The sequence below is a fragment of the Embleya sp. NPDC025285 genome (genome assembly GCF_055558835.1).
Genome location: NZ_JBVHLU010000055.1, coordinates 19,152 through 38,309 on the forward strand (window position 1 = coordinate 19,152; position 19,158 = coordinate 38,309).

Below are 19,158 nucleotides of genomic sequence, written 5' to 3' on the forward strand. Positions count from 1 at the left end.
GCGCCTGCCTGTGTGTCCGCGCTTGCGCCTGCCTCTGCGTCTGCGCTTGCGTCCGCACCGCACCTGCCATGTGACGAAGTCCGTTTCCCCTTCGTACCGTTCGCCCACCGCACGCGGCGCCGCCGGGTGCCGGGTCTCGCCGACGGGGTCACGGGTCGATGGCGGCTGCCCGGATTCGTCTCCACCCATCCATCGAGCAGGAGAGAAGAACCAGTCATGACCGGAACCGCCCGCGACCTCGCCGGCATCCGCAACATCGGGATCATGGCCCACATCGACGCCGGCAAGACCACCACCACCGAGCGGATCCTGTTCTACACGGGCGCCTCGCACCGGATCGGCGAAGTACACGCCGGCACCACCACGACGGACTGGATGCCCCAGGAACGCGATCGCGGCATCACCATCACGTCCGCCGCGATCACGTGCGACTGGACACTGGAGGGTGTGCGGCACCGGATCAACCTCATCGACACGCCCGGCCACGTCGACTTCACCGTCGAGGTCGAGCGCTGCCTGCGCGTCCTCGACGGCGCCGTGACCGTCTTCGACGGGGTCGCCGGCGTCGAGCCGCAGTCGGAAACGGTGTGGCGTCAGGCGGACCGCTATCGGGTGCCCCGGATCTGCTTCGTCAACAAACTCGACCGCACCGGCGCCGACTTCCGTCGCTGCGTCGAGATGATCGGCGAACGACTGGGCGCGGTGGCCCTGGTGCTGCAACTGCCGATCGGCGCCGAGGCCGACTTCCGCGGCGTCGTCGACCTGGTGCGCATGCGTGCCCTGCTCTGGTCGGCCGAGACCGGACTGGGCGAGGCGTACGAGGACGTCGAGATCCCGGCCGCGCATCGCGCGACCGCGCTCGAATGGCGTGCCCGACTGCTGGAGACCGCGGCCGAACACGACGAGGCGATGTTGGAGCCGTACCTGGCGGGCGAGGAGCCCACCGAGGCGCAGTTGCACGCCGCGATCCGCCGGATCACCATCGCCTCCGGTCTCCACGAGGGTCGCACCGTGACCCCCGTGCTCTGTGGAACAGCGTTCAAGAACAAGGGAGTTCAACCTCTGCTCGACGCCGTCGCACGCTACCTGCCGTCCCCGCTGGACGTGCGGGCGATCGAGGGCCACGCGGTCGACCCGACGCGGCCCGAGGTCGTCCGCCTGCCCTCGGACGAACAGCCGCTCGCGGCCCTCGCGTTCAAGATCGCGAGTGATCCGCACCTGGGCAAGCTGACCTTCATCAGGCTGTACTCGGGCCGGCTCCGCACCGGCGACCAGGTGCAGAACTCGGTCAAGGGCCGCAAGGAGCGGGTCGGCAAGATCTACCGAATGCACGCCGCCAAACGAGAGGAGATCGCGTCCGTGGGCGCGGGCGACATCGTCGCGGTGATGGGGCTGCGCCAGACCACCACCGGCGAGACGCTGTGCGACCCGGCGCACCCGGTGGTGCTGGAATCGATGGACTTCCCGATCCCGGTGATCGAGGTGGCCATCGAGCCCAAGTCCCGGGCCGACCAGGAGAAGCTGGGCGCCGCCATCCAGCGCCTGGCCGAGGAGGACCCGTCGTTCCGGGTCAAGACCGACCGGGACACCGGCCAGACCGTCGTATCGGGCATGGGCGAACTGCACCTGGAGGTGCTGGTCGACCGGATGCGGCTGGAGTTCGACGTGGCCGCCGACGTCGGCCGGCCACGGGTCGCCTACCGCGAGACGGTGCGCGCGGCGGTACCCGGGCACGACTACACCTATCGGAAGCAGACCGGCGGCAAGGGCCAGTACGCCAAGGTCCGGATCGCGATCGAACCACTGGAGGGAGACGGCTACGAGTTCGTCGACAAGATCACCGGCGGGCGGATTCCGAAGGAGTACATCCCGTCGGTGGACGCGGGCTGCCGGGCCGCGATGGAGTTCGGGGTGCTGGCCGGCTACCCGCTCACCGGACTTCGGGTCACCCTGCTCGACGGCGACTTCCACGACGTCGACTCGTCCGAGATGGCCTTCCGGATCGCCGGATCGCTGGCCTTCAAGGAGGCCGCGCGGCTGGCGTCGCCGACCCTGCTCGAACCGATGATGGCGGTGGAGGTGACCACGCCCGAGGACTACCTCGGTGAGGTGATCGGCAACCTCAACGCCCGTCGCGGACAGGTCAGGACGATGTCGGAGCGCTCCGGCGCCAAGGTGGTCGCCGCGCTGGTGCCGCTCGCCGAGATGTTCGGCTACGTGGGCGACCTGCGGGGCCGGACCTCGGGTCGGGCGAGCTACACGATGGAGTTCGACTCGTACGCACCGGTGCCCGGACACGTCGCGGACACGATCCTGGCCAAGGCCGGCACGGCGTAGCGGTCGAGAAGGGTGCGGGGCTCCGCCTGCGGGCGCAGCCCCGCACCCGGGTCCCGTCCCGGGGGACGGGATCCCGGTTCACTCCACGACGGTGGACGTGCCGCGATAGGCGAAGCCCGTCCGGTAGGCCCACACCACGGCCTGGGTGCGATCGCGCACGTCGAGCTTGGCCAGCACGTGTTTGACGTGCGTCTTGACCGTCTCCACGGACAGGTGCAGCGAACGGGCGATCTCGGTGTTCGACAGGCCCAGCGCCATCGCCCGCAGCACGTCCGCCTCACGCTCGGTGAGCCGGGCCGCGCGCTCGTGGTCGGGACCCACCCGCGCGGCGTGCGAGGCGAACAACCTGCGGGCCACCGCCGGCGACACCACCGCGTCGCCGGCGGCGACCGCGCGGATCGCCGTGACCAGTTCCTCGGGGGTGGCCCGCTTGAGCAGGAATCCGTCCGCGCCGGCGGTGATCGCGTCGTCCACCACCTCGTCCAGGTCGAACGTGGTGAGCACCAGGACCCTCGGGCGATCCGGCGCGGCCATCAGGTCGCGGGTGGCGGAGACCCCGTCGCGGACCGGCATCCGGATGTCCATCACCACCACGTCGGGTTTCAGCGCGAGCGCGGCGCGCACCGCCTCGACGCCGTTCGCGGCCTCGCCCACCACCTCGATGCCGGGCTCGGCCCGAAGCAGCGCCTTCAGGCCGCCGCGGACCAGCGCGTCGTCGTCGGCCAGCAGGACCCGGATCACGAGGGCGCCTGTGCGGGCAGGGTCGCGCGTACCCGGAATCCGGTGCGGATCGGGCCCGCCTCCACCTCGCCGCCGACCAGGCGGGCGCGTTCGCGCATGTTGGCCAGACCGCGACCTGGCCGGCCGATCCGAAGGTTTCCGCCGTGGTTGACGATCTCCAGCACCACGGTGGCGCCGACCTGGGCCAGGTGCACGTCGATCCGGCCCGCCTCGGTGTGGCGCAGTGCGTTGGTCAGCGCCTCCTGGACGATCCGGTGCAGTGCCCGGGCGACACCGGCGCTCATCGTGACCTCCGCGGCGTCCAGCCGCAGCTCCCGTCCGGCGGCCCGGACCCGATCGACCAGGCCGGTCAGGTCCGTCACCGGCTCGGCCGCGTGCATCACCCGGACCAGACGGTCGAGTTCACCGAGCGCCTCGCGGCCCACGCTCTCGATGTTGCCGAGCGCCTCGCGCGCGAAGGCGGGATCCGCCGCGAACACCCGGCGGCCGACCCCCGCCTGCATGACCATCACGTTCACCGCGTGCCCGATCGAGTCGTGCAGCTCACGGGCCAACTCGGTGCGTTCCTCGGCCCGGACCCGGGCGTGCTCGGCGGTGGTGGCGGCCCGTCGACTGCGCGCCGCGTCGCCGGTGACGGTGGCGATCAGGAAGCACACCAACAGGCTGAACACCTCCACCGCGCCGACCGGTTCGCGATCGGACAACACGTAGCCGCTCACCGCGGCCAGCCCCGCCACCGCGCCGACCCATCGATCGAGCGCGCCGCGCAGCGAGAAGAGGGTGAACAGCGAGATCCACGCGGGCCACTGGGTCACCGTGGTGGCATAACCCGCCACCGAGTTGACCACCACCAGCACCGACGCGACGACGACCACCACGACCGGCGCGGTCCGGCGCCACCACAGGCAGACCGCCGCCGCGACCGCCAGTGCCAGGCCGGCCGCGTCCGGGCCGCGATAGGGCGAACCGGCCGGCATGAACACGGTCACCGAGGCCGCGCAGACCACGAATGCCACGGTCAGCCAGGCGTCGGAAATGCGCATGGCCCATCCTGCACCGATCGGGGCCGGATCGGTCCACCTCCCCTCGGCGGAGACCACCCTCCCTCGCAGGAGGGAGACGGTTCCCCCGCCCCGAGGGGCGAGCGCGGCACCCCGTGCTTCCTAGCGTTGCCGGCATGCAGCGAAAGGACGCACGGACATGACGGCGGTGACGCACGACTCGACCCGAGGGCGCACGGCGGGGGTCTGGTGGCTGGCCCTGACGGCCCTGGCCATCGCGGTCTTCGCGCCGCTGCCCTACCTGACCACCTCACTGGCCGAGCTGGCCGCGGACGACGGCGACATCGCCGCGAACTACGCGGACCGACCCGCGTGGGTCCGCGCCGCCTTCTACGCCCACATCGTGCCCGCCGCCGTGGCCCTGCTGTTGTCCCCGGCACAGCTCTCGGCCCGTGCCCGGGCCCGCGCGCCGAGGCTGCACCGGGTCTGCGGTCGGGTGGTGGTGGCGTGCATCGTGGTCGGCGGCGTCGCCGGCCTGACCCTCGCGCCGATGAGCTACGCCGGCGCGGTGGGCACGGCCGGGTTCGGCATGCTCGCGGTGTTGTGGACGACCTGCGCGCTGGCGGCCGTACGGGCCATTCGGCGCGGCGCGGTCGAGGAGCACCGCCGGTGGATGCACCGGACCTTCGCGTTCACCTACGCGGCGGTGACGTTGCGGCTGTGGCTGGTGATCCTGGTCCCGTTCACCGACTTCGACAGCGCGTACAAGGTGGTCCCGTTCCTGTGCTGGGTGCCCAACCTGATCGTGGTCGAGCTGCTGCTGCGCCGGAACGGGCGGGGCCGGTCGACGTCGCGGCGGCGTCCCGGCGACACACCCGATTCGCTGGTTCGGACCGGGTGAGACGGGCCCCGGTGCGGGGGAGGGAACACGGCGACGTCGAGCAGGGGCCCTCCGTCTCGTCGCAAGGCCCGGGCTCGCGGGGGGCGCGCACCCGAAGATCATTCCGCCCGTCACGTGCGCGCGGGATGTTCGTCGCCCGTTCGCCACCTGCGGCCCATAGCGTCACGGCGGCATCCCCCGACGCCCCCGACCGCAAGGACCCCACATGGCGACCGCCGATCACTCGAACCAACCCGATCACCCCGCAGTGCGACTGCCCGAGTGGGCCGACCCGGAGGTGGCCGAGGACCGGCTCGACGCGCAGGGCGTGTCCCGACGCGGCCTGATCGGTCGGGCGGGGCTGTTCGGGGCCGGTTTCCTGGGCGCGTCGGCGCTCGGTGCGGTCGGCGCCGGCTCGGCCGCCGCGGCCGAGTCCGACGACGGGGTGCAGGCGAGTTCGCGTCCCGGTCACGACGGTCCGCCCGCCAAGTACGCCTACCTGGTGGGCGACCACCACGTGCACACCGTCTACAGCCACGACGCCAAGTACGGCTTCGCCCAGTCGGCGGCGCAGGGTCGCCAGTTCGGCCTGGACTGGATCGTCTACACCGAGCACGCCAACTTCGGCCACGCGAACGCGGGCGGCGCCCAGCGCGAGCACGAGGAGATCGTCAAGGCACGCAAGGAGAACCCCCGGGTCCTGATCTTCCAGGGCCTGGAGTGGTACGTGCCCGCCGCCGAGCACGCCACCCTGATGGTCGCGCCCGGCGCCAACGAGGTGGAGCTGCTGCGGCAGTTCGAGCTGAAGTTCGACGCGAAGCTGAACAAGTTCGACGTCGGCGCGGTGGGCGACCCGGCCACCGCCGCAAACGAGGCCAAGGCCGTGGAGGCGATCCGCTGGCTCGGGCAGCGCCGGCGCGAGGGCTACGTGGACGACGTGCTGGTGTTGGCCAACCACCCGAGCCGGCTGGGCATCGTCTCCCCGCACGAATTGCGCGCGTGGCAGGACGCGGACCCGTCGATCTTCCTCGGCTTCGAGGGCGCGCCCGGTTCGCAGGCCAACGCCGACCCGGAATGGGTGAAGTTTCGCGAGGGGCAGTCGGGGCCGGGCAGCTTCCAGCGCGGCGAGTACCAGAACGCGCCGTCGCCGCAGAGCTGGCCGAGGTACCCGATCGAGAGCTATCGCACGCACGGCGGCTTCGACTGGATGACCGCGACGGTCGGCGGCATGTGGGACGCGTTGCTCGCCGAGGGCCGGCTGTGGTCGGTCACCTCGAACTCGGACAACCACCGCACCATGTTCGACACTTACGCGGACGGCGCCTACCCGCCCGGCAAGGGCTTCGACGATCTCGGCTCCAAGCCGCTGCCCGTGGACACCGGGGTCCCGCAGCCCGGCAGCGACTTCTGGCCGGGGCAGTTCAGCCGCACCCACGTGGGTGTGGAGCGCTTCGGCTACCGCGACGTGATGGCGGGCCTGCGCGCCGGGCGGGTGTGGGTGGACCACGGCCAGTTGCTGGACGGTCTGGACGTGTGGCTGGTCGCGGACAACGGTCGCACCGAGCCGGTCACCCTGGGCGGCCGGCTGCCGCTGGCGGCCAACCGGGGCGCCACGCTCTACATCCGGGTCACCACGGCGAGCCGGCCGAACTACCACGGCGAGATTCCCCGACTCGCGCATGTGGACGTGATCACCGGAACCGTCACCGGCAAGTCCCGCGACGCCGACTCGTGGCAGGCCCCGGACACACGCGTGAGCAAGCGCATCGACGTGGCCGGCCGGACCGGCACCTACACCCTGAAGGTGCAGCTGCCGCGCCGGAACAAGCCGTACTACATCCGGCTCCGGGGCAGCGACGGAAACCGGCACGGCGTCGGCCCGTTCGGTCCGCGGGTCGACCCGGCCGGGCCGATCCAGCACCCGAACAACGACGGCGACCCGTGGCGCGACATCTGGTTCTACAGCAACCCGATCTTCGTCGACGTCAAGGGCTCGCACCGGGACTGACCGACGCGCACGGCACGGCCGAGGCCGGGGATCATCGATCCCCGGCCTCGGCCGCGAGCCGGGTACCGGTGCGCGCCGGGACCCGGCCGAGCATTCGATGATGCGCCGCCGGGGACCGCGGCCGGACCGCGGGACCCGCCGGTGCGGACAGGCCCTGTCCGGCGGATCCTGGTGGATCGGGCCGCGTCGTGAGCGCAGCGAGGAGCCCGAAGGGCGGATGCCGTGCATCGGCGTGCCGGAGAAGCAGCCGCATAGTGGTTCTCTTCGGCTGTTTCTCCGGTGCGGCGAGGCGCGGTGCCGGGCGGCGCGGACCCACCAGGATCCGCCGGACAGGACCTGGCCCAGCCGAAGGGCCAAGCCGTCCGGCACGCGCTGGAGGCCGTCGTCGAAGTTCTCGTCGCGGACCCGTGCCGGATCCTGGTCGCCTCCGGTGACCACGGGTTGGCGGACGCCGCCCGCGAGGCCTTCACCAGCGCGATGTCGGCCGGCTTCCGGGCCGGCGCCGCCGACTTCCGGGCCGCCGCCGCACTCGCCCTGATCCTGATGCGCGAGCCCAGGTCCGACGCGTCCGGGTCCGACGCGCCGGCGCGGACACGGACACGGACACGGACCAGGCGGACACGAACAAGCTCGCCGTCGCCGCGGGTACGGCCAACTGATCCGAATCGCAACGCTGTTCGCCCGCCCCGACGGCCACCCGGTCGGCGGGGCGGCGGCATGTCATCCGTCCGGTGCGTCGGCCGGGCGGCGGCCGGTCAGGTGGGCGAACGCGACCACGTTGCCCCGGTAGCGCTGTTCGACCTCGTCGAAGCCCGCCCCGCACGTGATCAGCCGCAACTCCGCCCCTTTCGCGGCACCGTAGACCCGTCGATCGGGGAATCGTTCGGCGCGATAGACCTCGATGGCGTCGATGGTGAAGATCGCGGTGTCGCCGTCGGCCCGATCGACCTCGACGGTGTTCCCCCGGCGCAGCTCGCCGAGGTGGTAGAAGACCGCCGGACCCTGCCGGGTGTCCACGTGTCCGGCCATGATCGCGGTGCCGCCGGCCCCCGGCGCGGTGCCCTCGCGGTACCAGCCGGCGAGATTGCCCTCGTCGTCCGGCGGGGCCGCGAGTCGGCCGCCGTCCTCGAGCGCCAGCCCGGTCAGCGGGGCGTCCACCGAGATCGCCGGGATCCGCACCCGGATCGGCGCCGCGGTCGGCAGGGGGGCCAGCGGAGGCGGATCGTGCGGCGCCGGGCGCGGCTGGTCCGGATAGACCCGGGCCTGGCCGGGCTGCGGCGGCGGGTCGACGGCCCCGGTGCCGTTGACGATCAGTACGAGACCCAGGCACATCGCGGCTGCGGCGGCGCCCACCGGTCCCCTGCCGCGCTTGCGCTCGGGTGCGGCGTCGGCCGGCGCCGAAGGTTCCACGAATGCTCCCGAACAACTGTGCCCGGCGACCGGCCTCGGCCTGAAGTCGCCCGCGTGGTGGGTGTGTTCCGCCCGGTTCCCGCACCGCGCGACCGTGGTCGGGCGGTGCGGGAACGCGGTACTGCGGCGTTGCGGCGTTGCGGTGCTGCGGCGTTGCGGCCGGGAAGGATCCGCTCAGATCCGGCCGCCCGCGCGTCGACGACGATGCAGCACGAGGACGCCGGCGCCGGCCGCGAACAGGCCGGCGCCGAGTGCGATCTCGCTGCCGCCGGCGCCGGTGGAGGTCCCGCCGGCACCGGTGTGCATGCTGCCCGAGGGAGCCGCGGCGTGGCTGCCCTGGTACCCGCCGGTGCCGCCTTGCGCATCCTCGGCGGAGTCCGCGCGGTCCTTGTCGTGGCCGCTCTCGCCGGTGCCGGCCTTCTCGCCGGAACCGTTCTTCTCGCCGGCGGACTCGACCTTCGGGCACGCCTTGGCGGCGGCCGATGCCGCGGCGTCGAACTCGTGCTTGGCGCGGTCGAGTTGCTCCTGCCGGGACCTGTCGGGCTTCCCGCCGGCGGCGGCCGCGTCCTTGCCGTATTCCGCGAGCGCGGCGTCGTACTGCAGTTGGGCCTTCGCCGCGGCGGCGACCGCCTTCGCGCAGTCGGCCGGGTTGACCTGGGACCGGGCGGGGGCGGCGTGGCCGACCGCCGGGGCGGCCAGCGCGAGGCTCGTGCCGAGCAGCGCGGCGCCCGCAAGCCTGTTCATCGAACGCATGATGCAACCTCCGGCGAGCCCGGACGCGGTAGCGACCTACCGCTGGGACAGCCGTGCTCGCGACCTCCAGCCAAGCCGGGCGTCCGACCCCACGCATGCCGAGAATGCCGTGGCGAGGCTGGCCGGCTACACTGTGTCACGCGCACGGCCCCGGAGTTTCCGCGCGAGACCGGGTCCGCGAGCGCGGTTCGCACAACTCGGCGCCGGCCTACCCGAACGGGTGACCACCGACGCCGCGAGGCGTTCCGGCGTCGGGATTCGAGGCCGTTCCCCCGGCTTGGGTCCTTCGTCGATGACCCGGGTTTCGCCGAACCGCGACGCGCGGTGGCGGGTCCTGTCGCGATGCCGCCCCGGTGCCCGACGGCCGCATCCGGCGTGCGATGCCGGTCGGGGACGCGTCGGCGGTCGGCCCGGACCCTCGAGCCATCGGCTTCGGGAGCGAGCGCGATGACCGATCACCAGTATCGACCGGGGCGCGCCGCCGGTGGGAACAGGTCCCGGGTCGTGATCGTTTCGCGGTCATGAGCGCCGGCACGACACGGGAGGCCGTGGCCTGGGAGGCCGCGTCGGGCGAGTTGCGGGACCACCTCAAGGTGGTTCGCGTCGCGGCCCGGGGATCGCGTCGGAGTCCGTGGCGCTCGTCCGCGCTGGAGCTCGCGGACACGTATCCGTTCCCTGTCGCGGACCTGCCCGACAACCGGGGTTGGGCGCGGGTGGCCGCGGAGGTGATGCGGCGACACAACCCGGAGTTGCCCGAGCCGGATCGGCGGGCACGCGGCCCCCGCTCGTGGTTCGCGACCGTGACGTACGACGGTGACCCGCGCGGATGGGCGAATCTGGTCACCGACTGGGTCGAGTTCACCGTCACCGACGGGCACACGCTGATGGCGCAATTGAACGAGGTGGGTTGGCGCGCGGCTTCGGAGTGCCTCAGGACACTCGCGTGGGAGGCGGTCGCCCGTGCCGACGAGCGGGCGATCGAGGCCGCGGAGACGCTGCTCGGCCGCTTCGGTCGCCGCGCCCGCTACTACGCCAACGACAGCCCCACCCCGTTGGCGGCCCGCGACCACGACCCCGTGCGCTGCTCGAACGGCCTGGTGACGGTGGCCGGCGATGTCGGACCGGTCGTGGTCGCCGAGGACGAGGTCGGGGTGTTCTGGTCGGCCGCGGACGCCTGACCGGACGGCCTGGATTCAGTGGGTGGCGCCGCCGGCGGCGGTGATGTCTTGGGTGCGGGTCGCGGCCGTGGTCATCACGGCGCGCAGGCCGGCGGCGATCGTGGGCAGCGGGAGGGAGGGGGCCGCACGCTCGGTGACCTGGTCGGAGGAGTACGGGACGTGCACGAAGCCGCCCCGGGTGGTCGGGCGTTCGGTGGCGAGCAGGTGCATCAGCCCGTAGAAGACGTGGTTGCAGACGAAGGTGCCCGCGGTCTGCGACACCGACGCGGGCACCCCTACCGCGCGGGCCGCGGCCACGCACGCCTTGACCGGCAGCGTGGCGAAGTACGCGGCGGGACCGGCCTCGACGATGGGGACGTCGATCGGCTGCCGGCCGGCGTTGTCCGGGATCCGCGCGTCGTCGACGTTGATCGCGACGCGTTCCACGGTGACGTCCGGCCGGCCGCCGGCCTGGCCCACACACAGCACCAGGTCGGGATCTACCCGCTCCACGGCTGCCCGCAGTTCCTCCAACGCGACCCCGTACACGCAGGACAGCCGTACCGCCGTGACCTCCAGGCCCGGTTCGGGCAGGTCCGCGAGCAGGCGGACCGCCTCCCACGAGGGGTTGGTGGCCTCACCGGCGAAGGTGTCGAATCCGGTGACGAGTACGCGGGTCATGGCTGCTGTCTCCTGGGACGGCTGGGCGGGTGGAGGGGCGGAGTGCGGTCGGCTCAGAAGGCGAATGCCGACATGATGCCGATGTTGACGACCAGCAGCGCGCCCGCCGTGGGCAGTTGCGCCTTGATCGGTCCGTACTGGTCCTTGAGTCCCAGCAGTGCCGCGGGAACGATGTTGAAGTTGGCCGCCATCGGGGTGCACAGCGTGCCGCAGAAGCCGGCGAGCATGCCCAGCGCGAGGACCACCGCCGGGTCGCCGCCGCCCTCGACCACCAGCACCGGCCAGCCGACCGCCGCGGTCATCACCGGGAACGCGGCGAACGCGTTGCCCATGATCGTGGTGAACAGGAACATGCCCAGGCAGTACACGATCACCGCGATGTAGATCTTGCCGTCCGGCAACACCTTCGAGGTGATCACGCCGACCTGCTTGCCGACCCCCGAGACCTGGAATATCGAGCCGAGGGTGGCCAGGAGTTGCGGCAGCAGCAGGGCCCAACCCATCGCCTCCAGCATCGAACGGCCCTCGTGGATCGGCACGCTGACCCGCTTCTCGCGGACCACGAGCATGCCCACCACGAGCGCGACGATCGCGCCGACTCCCAGGCCCAGGATGGTCTCGCTGCCCTTTTGCAGGATCGGTTCGGAACCGATGTGCCACTTCTTCACGAGCACCGCGCACACCATCGCCACCACGGGGATGGTCAGTGCCGGGATGAAGATCCGGCTGCCGAGTCGGGCGGCGATGGCCACCCGTTGCTCGCGGTCGGTGGTGTGCACGGTGCCCTTGCCGGTGAAGCCGAAGCCGGCCAGACACACCATCACCAGTACGGCCACGCCCAGCGGTTCGGCCGGGGAGGTCTTCTCCACGACCCGCGTGCTGTAGATGAAACCCGCGCCGAGCAGGCCCCAGAACGCGGCGCTGCCGAATCGCTTGGGATTGCTGCGGTCCACGAGCATCTGCGCGGCCATCACCAGGAAGACGGCGCCGACGAGCCAGAAGAACCACTCGACCTTGATCACTTGAGCTTCCCCTCGGCGACGGTGCCGGCGGCGGAACCTGCGGCGGCGGATACGGCGGCGGTCTCGGCGGGCGGCCCGGCGGCGGACACCGCCGCGAACTCGCGGGCCAGCGTGCGGTCCAGCCGCAGCAGTCGTCCGCCGTGGATGAGGAACGCGAAGACGGCGGTGGGAATCGCCCACAGCGCCACGTGCAGCGGCTCGATGTGCTGGTGGTAGGTGGTGTTCACGAAGCCGGTGATCAGCAGGATCGAGCCGACCGCGAGGAAGCAGTCCTCGCCGAAGAACAGGCCGACGTTGTCGGCGCCGGCGGCGTGCGAACGGATCTTCTCGCGCGTCTTGTCCGGGAGCGCGCCGTGGCTGCGCTCGGCGGCGCCCTCGGCCATCGGAACCACCAGCGGCCGGACCGTCTGGGCCGGGCCGCCCAGGCTGACCAGGCCGACGGCGGCGGTGACTTGGCGCAGGCCCAGGTACAACACCAGGAAGCGCCCGGTGGTGAGCTTGCCGAACCGTGCGATCAGGGTCCGGGCCTGCTCCTGGAGGCCGTTGCGCTCCAGCAGGCCGATCACCGGCAGGGTGATCGCGAAGATCGTCACGCCCCGGCTGGACGCGAAGCCGTTGCCGAAGGCGGCGAGCACTTCGCGCGGTGACAGGTCACCGAGCAGGCCGGTGGCCACGCCGGAGACACCGACCACCAGCAGGGGGTTGCGTCGTGTGGCGAACCCTACGATCACCAGTAGGACGCCGAGGAGCACAATCATTGCGCAGCCTTCCACGCTCGGGTCCTCGAACAGGGGGACGAGGAGGTGCCGAGGAGGCTAAGCTATTGTTGAACAATCCCACAAGACCTTGTGAACGGTACGGGAACTTGATCTACTCCTCCCGCACCGCTCGTCGCATTCTGGGGGACCCCACATGGGCCAAGACGTCGACCTCGCCCGGCCGTCGGCCGACGACACGCTCGGACGCCTTGCCGCCGATCGCGACCTGCTCGGACGCGCCGGCACCGCACAACGCGTCGCCGAGGTGTTGCGGGATCGCATCGCCGAGGGCGCGCTGCCACCCGGCACCCGACTGTCCGAACAGGCCCTGGGCGCGGCCCTCGGCGTCTCCCGCAACACGTTGCGCGAGGCGTTCCGCACGCTGGTGGACGGCCGCCTGGTCGTCCACGAGATGAATCGCGGCGTCTTCGTCCGGATGCTCGACCCCGACGATGTGACCGACATCTACGCGGTCCGTCGGGCCCTGGAGGGTACCGGCCTGCGAGCAGCCGCGTCGGCCGGCCCGGAACGGCTCGCCACGCTGCACGCGGCGGTCGCCGGCGGCGAGGCCGCGGCCGAGATCGGCGACTGGCCCGAGGTCGGCACCGCCGACCTGCGCTTCCACCGGGCGCTGGTCGCGCTCGCGGGCAGCCCGCGCCTGGACGAGTACATGACCCGGCTGATCGCCGAACTGCGCCTGGCCTTCCTGGCCATGCCCTCGGCCCGCGCGCTGCACGAGCCGTTCCTGCGGCGCAACCGGGAGATCGTCGACCTGCTCACGGCCGGCGACACGCCCGGCGCGGCGGTGGTCCTGGAGCGGTATCTGGACGACGCGTGCGAGATGATCTGCGCGGCGATGCGAATGGACGGCGCGTGAGTGACACCGTGATCGACCTCAACGCCGACCTGGGCGAGGGCTTCGGTCGCTGGACGCTGACCGACGACGAGGCGCTGCTGTCCGCGGTGACCAGCGCCAACGTCGCATGCGGTTTCCACGCCGGGGATCCGGTCACCATGCGCCGGGTGTGCGAACTGGCCGCCGAACGCGGCGTGCGGATCGGCGCGCAGGTCTCCTACCGCGACCTGGCCGGTTTCGGCCGCCGCGCGATGGACGTGCCGGCCGCCGAGCTGGCCGCCGAAGTGGCTTATCAGATCGGCGCGTTGGAGGTGTTCGCGCGCGCCGCCGGAGCCCGTGTGGCCTATGTCAAGCCGCATGGCGCGTTGTACAACCGCACGGTGTGGGACGGGGATCAGGCCGGCGCGGTGGTCGCCGGCGTGTTGCTGGCCGGTGGTGCGCTGCCGGTTCTGGGGCTGCCCGGCTCACGTCTGCTCGAAGCCGCCGAGTCCGCCGGACTGCCTTGCGTACCCGAGGCGTTCGCGGACCGCGCATACACCGCGCAGGGCACCCTGGTGCCGCGCGGGGAGCCCGGTGCCGTCGTCCAGGACGGCGACCGGGTCGTGTCCCGCTCGTTGACGATGGCGCGTGAGGGCGCCGTCGTCGCCATCACGGGAGAGCGGGTCGCCGTCTCGGCCCGGTCGTTGTGCCTGCACGGCGACACCCCGGGCGCGGCCGAGCTGGCGCTGCGGGTCCGCCGCGCGCTGTCGGCCGCCGGAGTGTCCCTGGAGCCGTTCGCGTGAGGGCCTTGCCGGTGGGCCGACACGCGCTGCTCCTGGAGGTGGACACGGCCGACCGGGCCGAGGCGCTGCACGCCGAGCTGCTTCGCCGACGCGCCGCGGGCACGCTGCCGGCGGTACGCGAGATCGTCCCGGCCGCGCGCACCGTGCTGCTCGACGGGCTCGCGGACCCCGCCGCGCTGGCCGCCGACGTGCCCGGCTGGCGGATCCCGCCGCTGTCCGCCGAGGCGGGCGACCGGATCGAGATCGCGGTCCGCTACGACGGGCCCGACCTGGCCGAGGTGGCCGACCTGTGGCGGGTGCCGGTCGAACGCGTCCCCGAGATCGTCGGCGGGATCACCTTCCGCGTCGCGTTCTGCGGCTTCGCGCCCGGTTTCGGCTACCTGACCGGCCTGCCCGAGCGCTACCACCTGGCCCGCCGGGCCACCCCGCGCACGTCCGTGCCGGTCGGCTCGCTGGCGCTGGCCGGCGAGTACGCGGGCGTGTACCCGCGCTCGTCGCCCGGCGGCTGGCAGTTGATCGGCAGCACCGACGCGGTGTTGTGGGACGCCGCCCGGGAGCCCGCCGCGTTGTTCGCGCCCGGCGTCCGGGTGCGTTTCGTGGCGGTGGAGCGATGAACGCGCGCGCCGTCGAGGTGGTCCGGGCCGGGGCCCTGACCACCGTTCAGGACCTGGGCCGGGACGGGTTCGCGCACCTGGGTGTGCCACGCTCGGGGGCCCTGGACCAGCCCGCGCACCGCCATGCCAACCATCTGGTCGGCAATCCGTCCGGCGCGGCGACCCTGGAGACCACGCTGACCGGCACCGCCGTGCGGGTGCGCACGACCACCGTGGCCGCGGTGGTCGGCGCACCCTGCACGGTCCGGGTACAGGGCCGCCCGGTCGCGTGGGGCGCGGCGATCCGGGTGCCGGCCGGTGCCGTGCTGGACGTCGGCCCCGCGACCGCCGGGCTGCGCGGGTATCTGGCCTTCGCCGGCGGGGTGGCGGTCGAGCCGATCCTGGGCAGCCGCTCCACCGACCTGCTGTCCGGCCTGGGACCGGCGCCGCTCGCCGACGGCGACGTGCTCGCGCTGGGCGAGCCGTCCGGACCCACTCCGGCGGGCGCGGACGTCTCGCGGCGGCCGGGGCCGCCCACCGAACTGGTGCTGCCGCTGATCCCGGGCCCCCGGCAGGACTGGTTCACTCCCGGCGCCCTCGCCTCGCTCGGAGCCGCGCGCTACACGGTGGCGTCGGCGAGCAACCGGATCGGGCTGCGCACCGAGGGACCTGCGCTGAGCTGGGCACGCACCGACGAACTGCCCAGCGAGGGAATGGTGTTGGGTGCGGTTCAGGTGCCTCCGGACGGGCGTCCGGTGCTCTTCCTGGCCGATCACCCCGTCACCGGCGGCTATCCGGTGATCGGCGTGGTCCCCGAGGAGTACCTCGCCCACGCCGCCCAGGCGGTTCCGGGCACTCCGGTGCGCTTCACCGTCACCGCGCGCTGACGGCGCGGGCGCCCGTCCGCGGCGCCGTCACCACGTGCCGAGGGCACGGGCGCCCACGCTCGCCGTCATCATCGTCGTCGTCACCGCGCACCGACCGCACAGGCGCTTCCGTGCGATTCACCGGCATCGTGCATCGACGGCGCGGCGCTTTCGTGTGTGCCTCACCGGCACCGCGCACCGGCGACGCCGGTGCGTCGGTCCGGTACTCCGCCGCAGGTGACCGGCAACTCGACCGCCGCGAACGTGAGTTCCTCACGACCGGAGGCATTCGTTCCTCACCGATGATTCGTGACGTTTGCGACTGTCCGCCGCTCCCACCCGCCGGCAGTGTTCCCCACGGCACCCCGGCCACCGGGAAGGGAGCACGATGAACAAGGGCTACGCGGCCTACTGCGACGCCGATCGGCAGTTCTACGACGCGCCGCATCGCCTTCGCACGGACGAGGGTGGCCCGGCGGCGCACTACGAGACCGCCCGTCGTGAACTTCCGGACGGCTGGCTGCGCCACCGCTCCGGCGACTGGCTCGCGTTCCGCCCGGTGGACTGCCGGTTGCCCGACCAGGGTTGGAAGATCCACGTGTCGGCGTGCCTGGACAACGCCGACAGGGTGCTCGCCGCGATCTGGGACCACTGCGTCCCGCGCGGCATCGCCTTCAAGTGCATGCCGAGTCCGTACCTGCTGCACACCCGCAACGCCAAGTACGCCGATCGGGCCGCGAGCGGCAAGTTCGTCACCGTCTACCCGGCCGACGACGAGCAGTGTCGGGTCGTCGCGACGGACCTGGCCGCGCTGCTGGCCGGCGAACCGGGGCCGTACATCCTCAGCGATCTGCGCTGGGGCGAGGGCCCGGTGTTCGTGCGCTACGGCAGCTTCGCCGACCGCACGTGTCACGACGCGAACGGCGTGTTGTGCCCCGCGATCGAGGACGACACCGGCACCCTGGTCCCGGACCGCAGGGAACCCACCTTCCACGTACCCTCGTGGCTCACCCTGCCCGCCTTCCTGGCCCCACACCTGGCCGCCCGTACCGCCACCACCGTCGGTGAACTCCCGTACCGGATCGAGCGCGCGCTGCACTTCTCCAATGGCGGCGGCGTCTACATCGGCCGGGACCTGCGCACCGACGAGCAGGTCGTGCTCAAGGAGGCCCGCCCCTACGCCGGACTCGGCGCGGACGGCGCGGACGCGGTCACCCGCCTGGAGCGCGAACGCGACGCCCTGCGCCGACTGAGCGGGCTCGTGTGCACGCCCGAGGTGCACGACTGGTTCACCCTCGGCGATCATCGCTTCCTGGTCCTGGAGTTCGTCCAGGGCAGCCCGCTGAACACCTTCTTCGCGCACCGCCACCCGCTGATCGAGACGGATCCCTCGCCCGAGCGCCTCGCCGAGTACACACAGTGGGCGATGCGGGTGTACGGGCTGGTCGAGAACGCCGTGGCGGAGATCCACGCACGCGGTGTGGTGTTCAACGACCTGCACCTGTTCAACATCATGATGTCCGAGGACGAGAGCTCGGTGACGCTGCTCGACTTCGAGGCCGCCACGGTCGACGACGAGACCCGCCGGCAAGTGGTCGCCAACCCGGGTTTTTTGGCTCCCGCCGACCGGCGCGGCGCGGATGTGGACCGGTACGCGCTCGCGTGCCTGCGCATCGCCCTGTTCCTACCGCTGACCAGCCTGTTCACCGTGGATCGGGGCAAGGCCCGGCACCTGGTCCGGATCGCCATGGCGGAATTCCCGATCCCCGAGGGCTGGTTGGACTCCGCGGTCGAGGAGATCCTGCGCGACCCGCACCCGGACGGGCCCGCCGGCGAGGCCGGGCTCGCGGTGCCGGCGGTGTCGCGCGGGACGGGGTCGACGCACGACTACCTTCCGGTGACTCCCGCGAACTGGCCGCAGAGCCGCGATTCGATGGCGCGGGCGATCCGGGCGTCGGCCACCCCGGATCGCGAGGACCGCTGTTTCCCGGGCGACATCGCGCAGTTCGCCATTCCGGGCGGAGGCGCGTGCTTCGCACACGGCGCGGCCGGGGTGCTGTACGCGCTGGCCGAGACCGGCGCCGCGGCCTGTCCGGAGGGCGAGGAATGGCTGCTGCGCGCCGCCAAGAACCCGCGGTCCGGCACCCCGATCGGGTTCTACGACGGCCTGGCCGGAGTGGCCTGGACGCTGGACCGACTCGGTCATCGCGAACAGGCCCTGGAACTGGTCGACCTGATCCTCGCCCAGGACCGACGCACGCTGGCCCGCGATCTGCACAGCGGCCTGGCCGGCCTGGGCCTGGCGCTCGACGCGCTCGCTGCCTCCACCGGCGAACACGCTCTGCAAGCGCACGCGTTCGCGTGCGCCGAGGAGCTGGCCGAGCGGACCCGCAGCGAACCCGCACCGACCCGGGCCGGGCTGCTGTACGGCGCCGCCGGAAGTGCGCTGTTGTACCTGCGGCTGTACGAACGCGTGGGCGAGCCGGATCTGTTGGAAGCCGCCGCGGAGGCGCTGCGCCGTGATCTGGCCCGCTGTGTGGTCGCCGTCGGCGGTACCCTCCAGGTCGACGAGGGTCGACGGACGATGCCCTACCTCGGGGCCGGCAGCGTCGGCATCGGCATGGTGCTCGACGACTACCTCGCGCATCGTGCCGACGCCGAGTTCGAGGCCGCCCGAGGCGAGATCGTCCGGGCCGCGCAGGCCAGGTTCTACGCCCAACCCGGACTGTTCCGCGGCGCGGCGGGCATGGTTCTGCACCTGAGCCGTACCACCACCGACGGACCCGGCGTCGAACCGGGCGACATCCGCCGCCAGATCGACTCGCTGGCCTGGGGGGCGCTCCCCTATCGGGGGGAACTGGCCTTCGCCGGCGAGCAGATGATGCGGCTGTCGATGGACCTGAGCACCGGCACCGCCGGTTGCCTGCTCGCATTGGGCAGCGCGCTGCACGACCGACCCGTGCACCTGCCCTTCCTCCCGCCGCCGACCCGGCGGCCCTGAAGCCGATCCCTTGCGGGATCGAGGCAAGACCGGCCCCGCACGGGGCCGGCGCACCATCTCGAACCATCGAGTACGACAACCGAAGGGAAACAACACCATGGCACTTCTCGACCTGCAGACGATGGAGACCGAAGAGGTTGAGCTGAACGGTGGCGGCGGTGGCGGCGGTGGCGGCAGCTACCTCAGCGTCCTGCTCTGCGGCAACAGCAGCCTGAGCCTGATCACCTGCCACTGACGCACCCGCACCCAGGGGTGAGTACCCCGAGGTGACGAGGGCACCGCGGTCCCGGGCGGCGGCATTCCGCCCGGGAC

At 72.4% G+C, this 19,158-nt stretch carries 17 protein-coding genes; 10 read left to right on the top strand and 7 right to left on the bottom strand.

From position 1 onward, the window contains the following. The first annotated feature begins 216 nt into the window (after positions 1 to 216). Positions 217 to 2,337, top strand: a complete 2,121-nt coding sequence (fusA, locus tag ACZ4FV_RS31015) for an elongation factor G (RefSeq protein ID WP_402230894.1) — start codon at positions 217 to 219, stop codon at positions 2,335 to 2,337. Positions 2,338 to 2,415: 78 nt separating this feature from the next. Here the strand turns inward: fusA and ACZ4FV_RS31020 are convergent, their stop codons facing one another. Together ACZ4FV_RS31020 and ACZ4FV_RS31025 are read right to left on the bottom strand one after the other, a co-directional pair. After that, positions 2,416 to 3,078, bottom strand: coding sequence for a response regulator (locus ACZ4FV_RS31020; RefSeq protein ID WP_395858588.1), 663 nt, complete (start codon positions 3,076 to 3,078; stop codon positions 2,416 to 2,418). Beyond that, on the bottom strand, positions 3,075 to 4,121 hold the full coding sequence (locus ACZ4FV_RS31025; RefSeq protein ID WP_395858589.1) for a sensor histidine kinase: 1,047 nt from the start codon (positions 4,119 to 4,121) through the stop codon (positions 3,075 to 3,077). Before ACZ4FV_RS31025 ends, ACZ4FV_RS31020 begins: the two co-directional genes overlap by 4 nt. Positions 4,122 to 4,278: 157 nt before the next feature. On the opposite strand from ACZ4FV_RS31025, the gene ACZ4FV_RS31030 reads away from it, so the two are divergent. Beyond that, entirely contained in the window at positions 4,279 to 4,980 is a 702-nt protein-coding gene (locus tag ACZ4FV_RS31030; protein WP_402230899.1) for a DUF2306 domain-containing protein, read from the top strand. A gap of 205 nt (positions 4,981 to 5,185) precedes the next feature. After that, positions 5,186 to 6,967 (top strand): histidinol-phosphatase, encoded by a 1,782-nt coding sequence (locus ACZ4FV_RS31035; RefSeq protein WP_395858591.1) that lies wholly within the window; start codon positions 5,186 to 5,188, stop codon positions 6,965 to 6,967. A 720-nt stretch (positions 6,968 to 7,687) separates the two neighbouring features. On the opposite strand, the gene ACZ4FV_RS31040 is transcribed toward ACZ4FV_RS31035, so the two are convergent. Beyond that, complete coding sequence (locus tag ACZ4FV_RS31040; RefSeq protein ID WP_402230902.1) at positions 7,688 to 8,377, bottom strand: class F sortase; 690 nt, start codon at positions 8,375 to 8,377, stop codon at positions 7,688 to 7,690. A 174-nt stretch (positions 8,378 to 8,551) separates the two neighbouring features. Further along, positions 8,552 to 9,121, bottom strand: a complete 570-nt coding sequence (locus tag ACZ4FV_RS31045) for a hypothetical protein (protein ID WP_395858593.1) — start codon at positions 9,119 to 9,121, stop codon at positions 8,552 to 8,554. Between the two features lie 530 nt (positions 9,122 to 9,651). Between ACZ4FV_RS31045 and ACZ4FV_RS31050 the strand changes: the two genes are divergently transcribed. Further along, positions 9,652 to 10,308 carry a hypothetical protein gene (locus ACZ4FV_RS31050; protein ID WP_465323808.1) on the top strand — a complete coding sequence of 219 codons (657 nt, stop codon included), beginning with the start codon at positions 9,652 to 9,654 and terminating at the stop codon, positions 10,306 to 10,308. Positions 10,309 to 10,323: 15 nt separating this feature from the next. Here ACZ4FV_RS31050 and pcp read toward each other — a convergent pair whose 3' ends face one another. Genes pcp through ACZ4FV_RS31065 form a run of 3 tightly spaced genes read right to left on the bottom strand, consistent with a single transcriptional unit; the run spans position 10,324 to position 12,748 of the window. Continuing rightward, complete coding sequence (gene pcp / locus ACZ4FV_RS31055) at positions 10,324 to 10,968, bottom strand: pyroglutamyl-peptidase I (RefSeq protein ID WP_402230910.1); 645 nt, start codon at positions 10,966 to 10,968, stop codon at positions 10,324 to 10,326. 53 nt (positions 10,969 to 11,021) lie between these two features. After that, complete coding sequence (locus ACZ4FV_RS31060; RefSeq protein WP_395858596.1) at positions 11,022 to 11,990, bottom strand: DUF979 domain-containing protein; 969 nt, start codon at positions 11,988 to 11,990, stop codon at positions 11,022 to 11,024. Further along, positions 11,987 to 12,748, bottom strand: coding sequence for a DUF969 domain-containing protein (locus tag ACZ4FV_RS31065; RefSeq protein ID WP_395858597.1), 762 nt, complete (start codon positions 12,746 to 12,748; stop codon positions 11,987 to 11,989). The genes ACZ4FV_RS31060 and ACZ4FV_RS31065 overlap by 4 nt, the downstream gene beginning before the upstream one ends. Before the next feature lie 154 nt (positions 12,749 to 12,902). On the opposite strand from ACZ4FV_RS31065, the gene ACZ4FV_RS31070 reads away from it, so the two are divergent. The 6 genes from ACZ4FV_RS31070 to ACZ4FV_RS31095 all read left to right on the top strand — a co-directional run bounded on the left by ACZ4FV_RS31070 (position 12,903) and on the right by ACZ4FV_RS31095 (position 19,081). Next, on the top strand, positions 12,903 to 13,625 hold the full coding sequence (locus ACZ4FV_RS31070) for a GntR family transcriptional regulator (protein WP_395858598.1): 723 nt from the start codon (positions 12,903 to 12,905) through the stop codon (positions 13,623 to 13,625). After that, entirely contained in the window at positions 13,622 to 14,386 is a 765-nt protein-coding gene (locus ACZ4FV_RS31075; protein WP_395858600.1) for a LamB/YcsF family protein, read from the top strand. Before ACZ4FV_RS31070 ends, ACZ4FV_RS31075 begins: the two co-directional genes overlap by 4 nt. Next, the gene (locus ACZ4FV_RS31080; RefSeq protein WP_402230914.1) at positions 14,383 to 15,000 is read left to right on the top strand and encodes a 5-oxoprolinase subunit B family protein; all 618 of its coding nucleotides are present in this window, start codon (positions 14,383 to 14,385) and stop codon (positions 14,998 to 15,000) included. Before ACZ4FV_RS31075 ends, ACZ4FV_RS31080 begins: the two co-directional genes overlap by 4 nt. Then, positions 14,997 to 15,866 carry a 5-oxoprolinase subunit C family protein gene (locus tag ACZ4FV_RS31085; RefSeq protein WP_465323809.1) on the top strand — a complete coding sequence of 290 codons (870 nt, stop codon included), beginning with the start codon at positions 14,997 to 14,999 and terminating at the stop codon, positions 15,864 to 15,866. Before ACZ4FV_RS31080 ends, ACZ4FV_RS31085 begins: the two co-directional genes overlap by 4 nt. A gap of 367 nt (positions 15,867 to 16,233) precedes the next feature. Next, complete coding sequence (lanKC, locus tag ACZ4FV_RS31090; protein ID WP_402230918.1) at positions 16,234 to 18,846, top strand: class III lanthionine synthetase LanKC; 2,613 nt, start codon at positions 16,234 to 16,236, stop codon at positions 18,844 to 18,846. A 97-nt stretch (positions 18,847 to 18,943) separates the two neighbouring features. Beyond that, positions 18,944 to 19,081 (top strand): SapB/AmfS family lanthipeptide, encoded by a 138-nt coding sequence (locus tag ACZ4FV_RS31095; protein ID WP_395858604.1) that lies wholly within the window; start codon positions 18,944 to 18,946, stop codon positions 19,079 to 19,081. Positions 19,082 to 19,158: the final 77 nt, after the last annotated feature.

Excerpts from the sequence above, each read along its gene's own strand:
- fusA (WP_402230894.1), top strand. The coding sequence starts at position 217 with ATGACCGGAACCGCCCGCGACCTCGCCGGCATCCGCAACATCGGGATC.
- ACZ4FV_RS31025 (WP_395858589.1), bottom strand. The coding sequence starts at position 4,121 with ATGCGCATTTCCGACGCCTGGCTGACCGTGGCATTCGTGGTCTGCGCG.
- ACZ4FV_RS31030 (WP_402230899.1), top strand. The coding sequence starts at position 4,279 with ATGACGGCGGTGACGCACGACTCGACCCGAGGGCGCACGGCGGGGGTC.
- ACZ4FV_RS31035 (WP_395858591.1), top strand. The coding sequence starts at position 5,186 with ATGGCGACCGCCGATCACTCGAACCAACCCGATCACCCCGCAGTGCGA.
- ACZ4FV_RS31045 (WP_395858593.1), bottom strand. The coding sequence starts at position 9,121 with ATGAACAGGCTTGCGGGCGCCGCGCTGCTCGGCACGAGCCTCGCGCTG.
- ACZ4FV_RS31050 (WP_465323808.1), top strand. The coding sequence starts at position 9,652 with ATGAGCGCCGGCACGACACGGGAGGCCGTGGCCTGGGAGGCCGCGTCG.
- pcp (WP_402230910.1), bottom strand. The coding sequence starts at position 10,968 with ATGACCCGCGTACTCGTCACCGGATTCGACACCTTCGCCGGTGAGGCC.
- ACZ4FV_RS31065 (WP_395858597.1), bottom strand. The coding sequence starts at position 12,748 with ATGATTGTGCTCCTCGGCGTCCTACTGGTGATCGTAGGGTTCGCCACA.
- ACZ4FV_RS31070 (WP_395858598.1), top strand. The coding sequence starts at position 12,903 with ATGGGCCAAGACGTCGACCTCGCCCGGCCGTCGGCCGACGACACGCTC.
- ACZ4FV_RS31085 (WP_465323809.1), top strand. The coding sequence starts at position 14,997 with ATGAACGCGCGCGCCGTCGAGGTGGTCCGGGCCGGGGCCCTGACCACC.
- lanKC (WP_402230918.1), top strand. The coding sequence starts at position 16,234 with ATGAACAAGGGCTACGCGGCCTACTGCGACGCCGATCGGCAGTTCTAC.
- ACZ4FV_RS31095 (WP_395858604.1), top strand. The coding sequence starts at position 18,944 with ATGGCACTTCTCGACCTGCAGACGATGGAGACCGAAGAGGTTGAGCTG.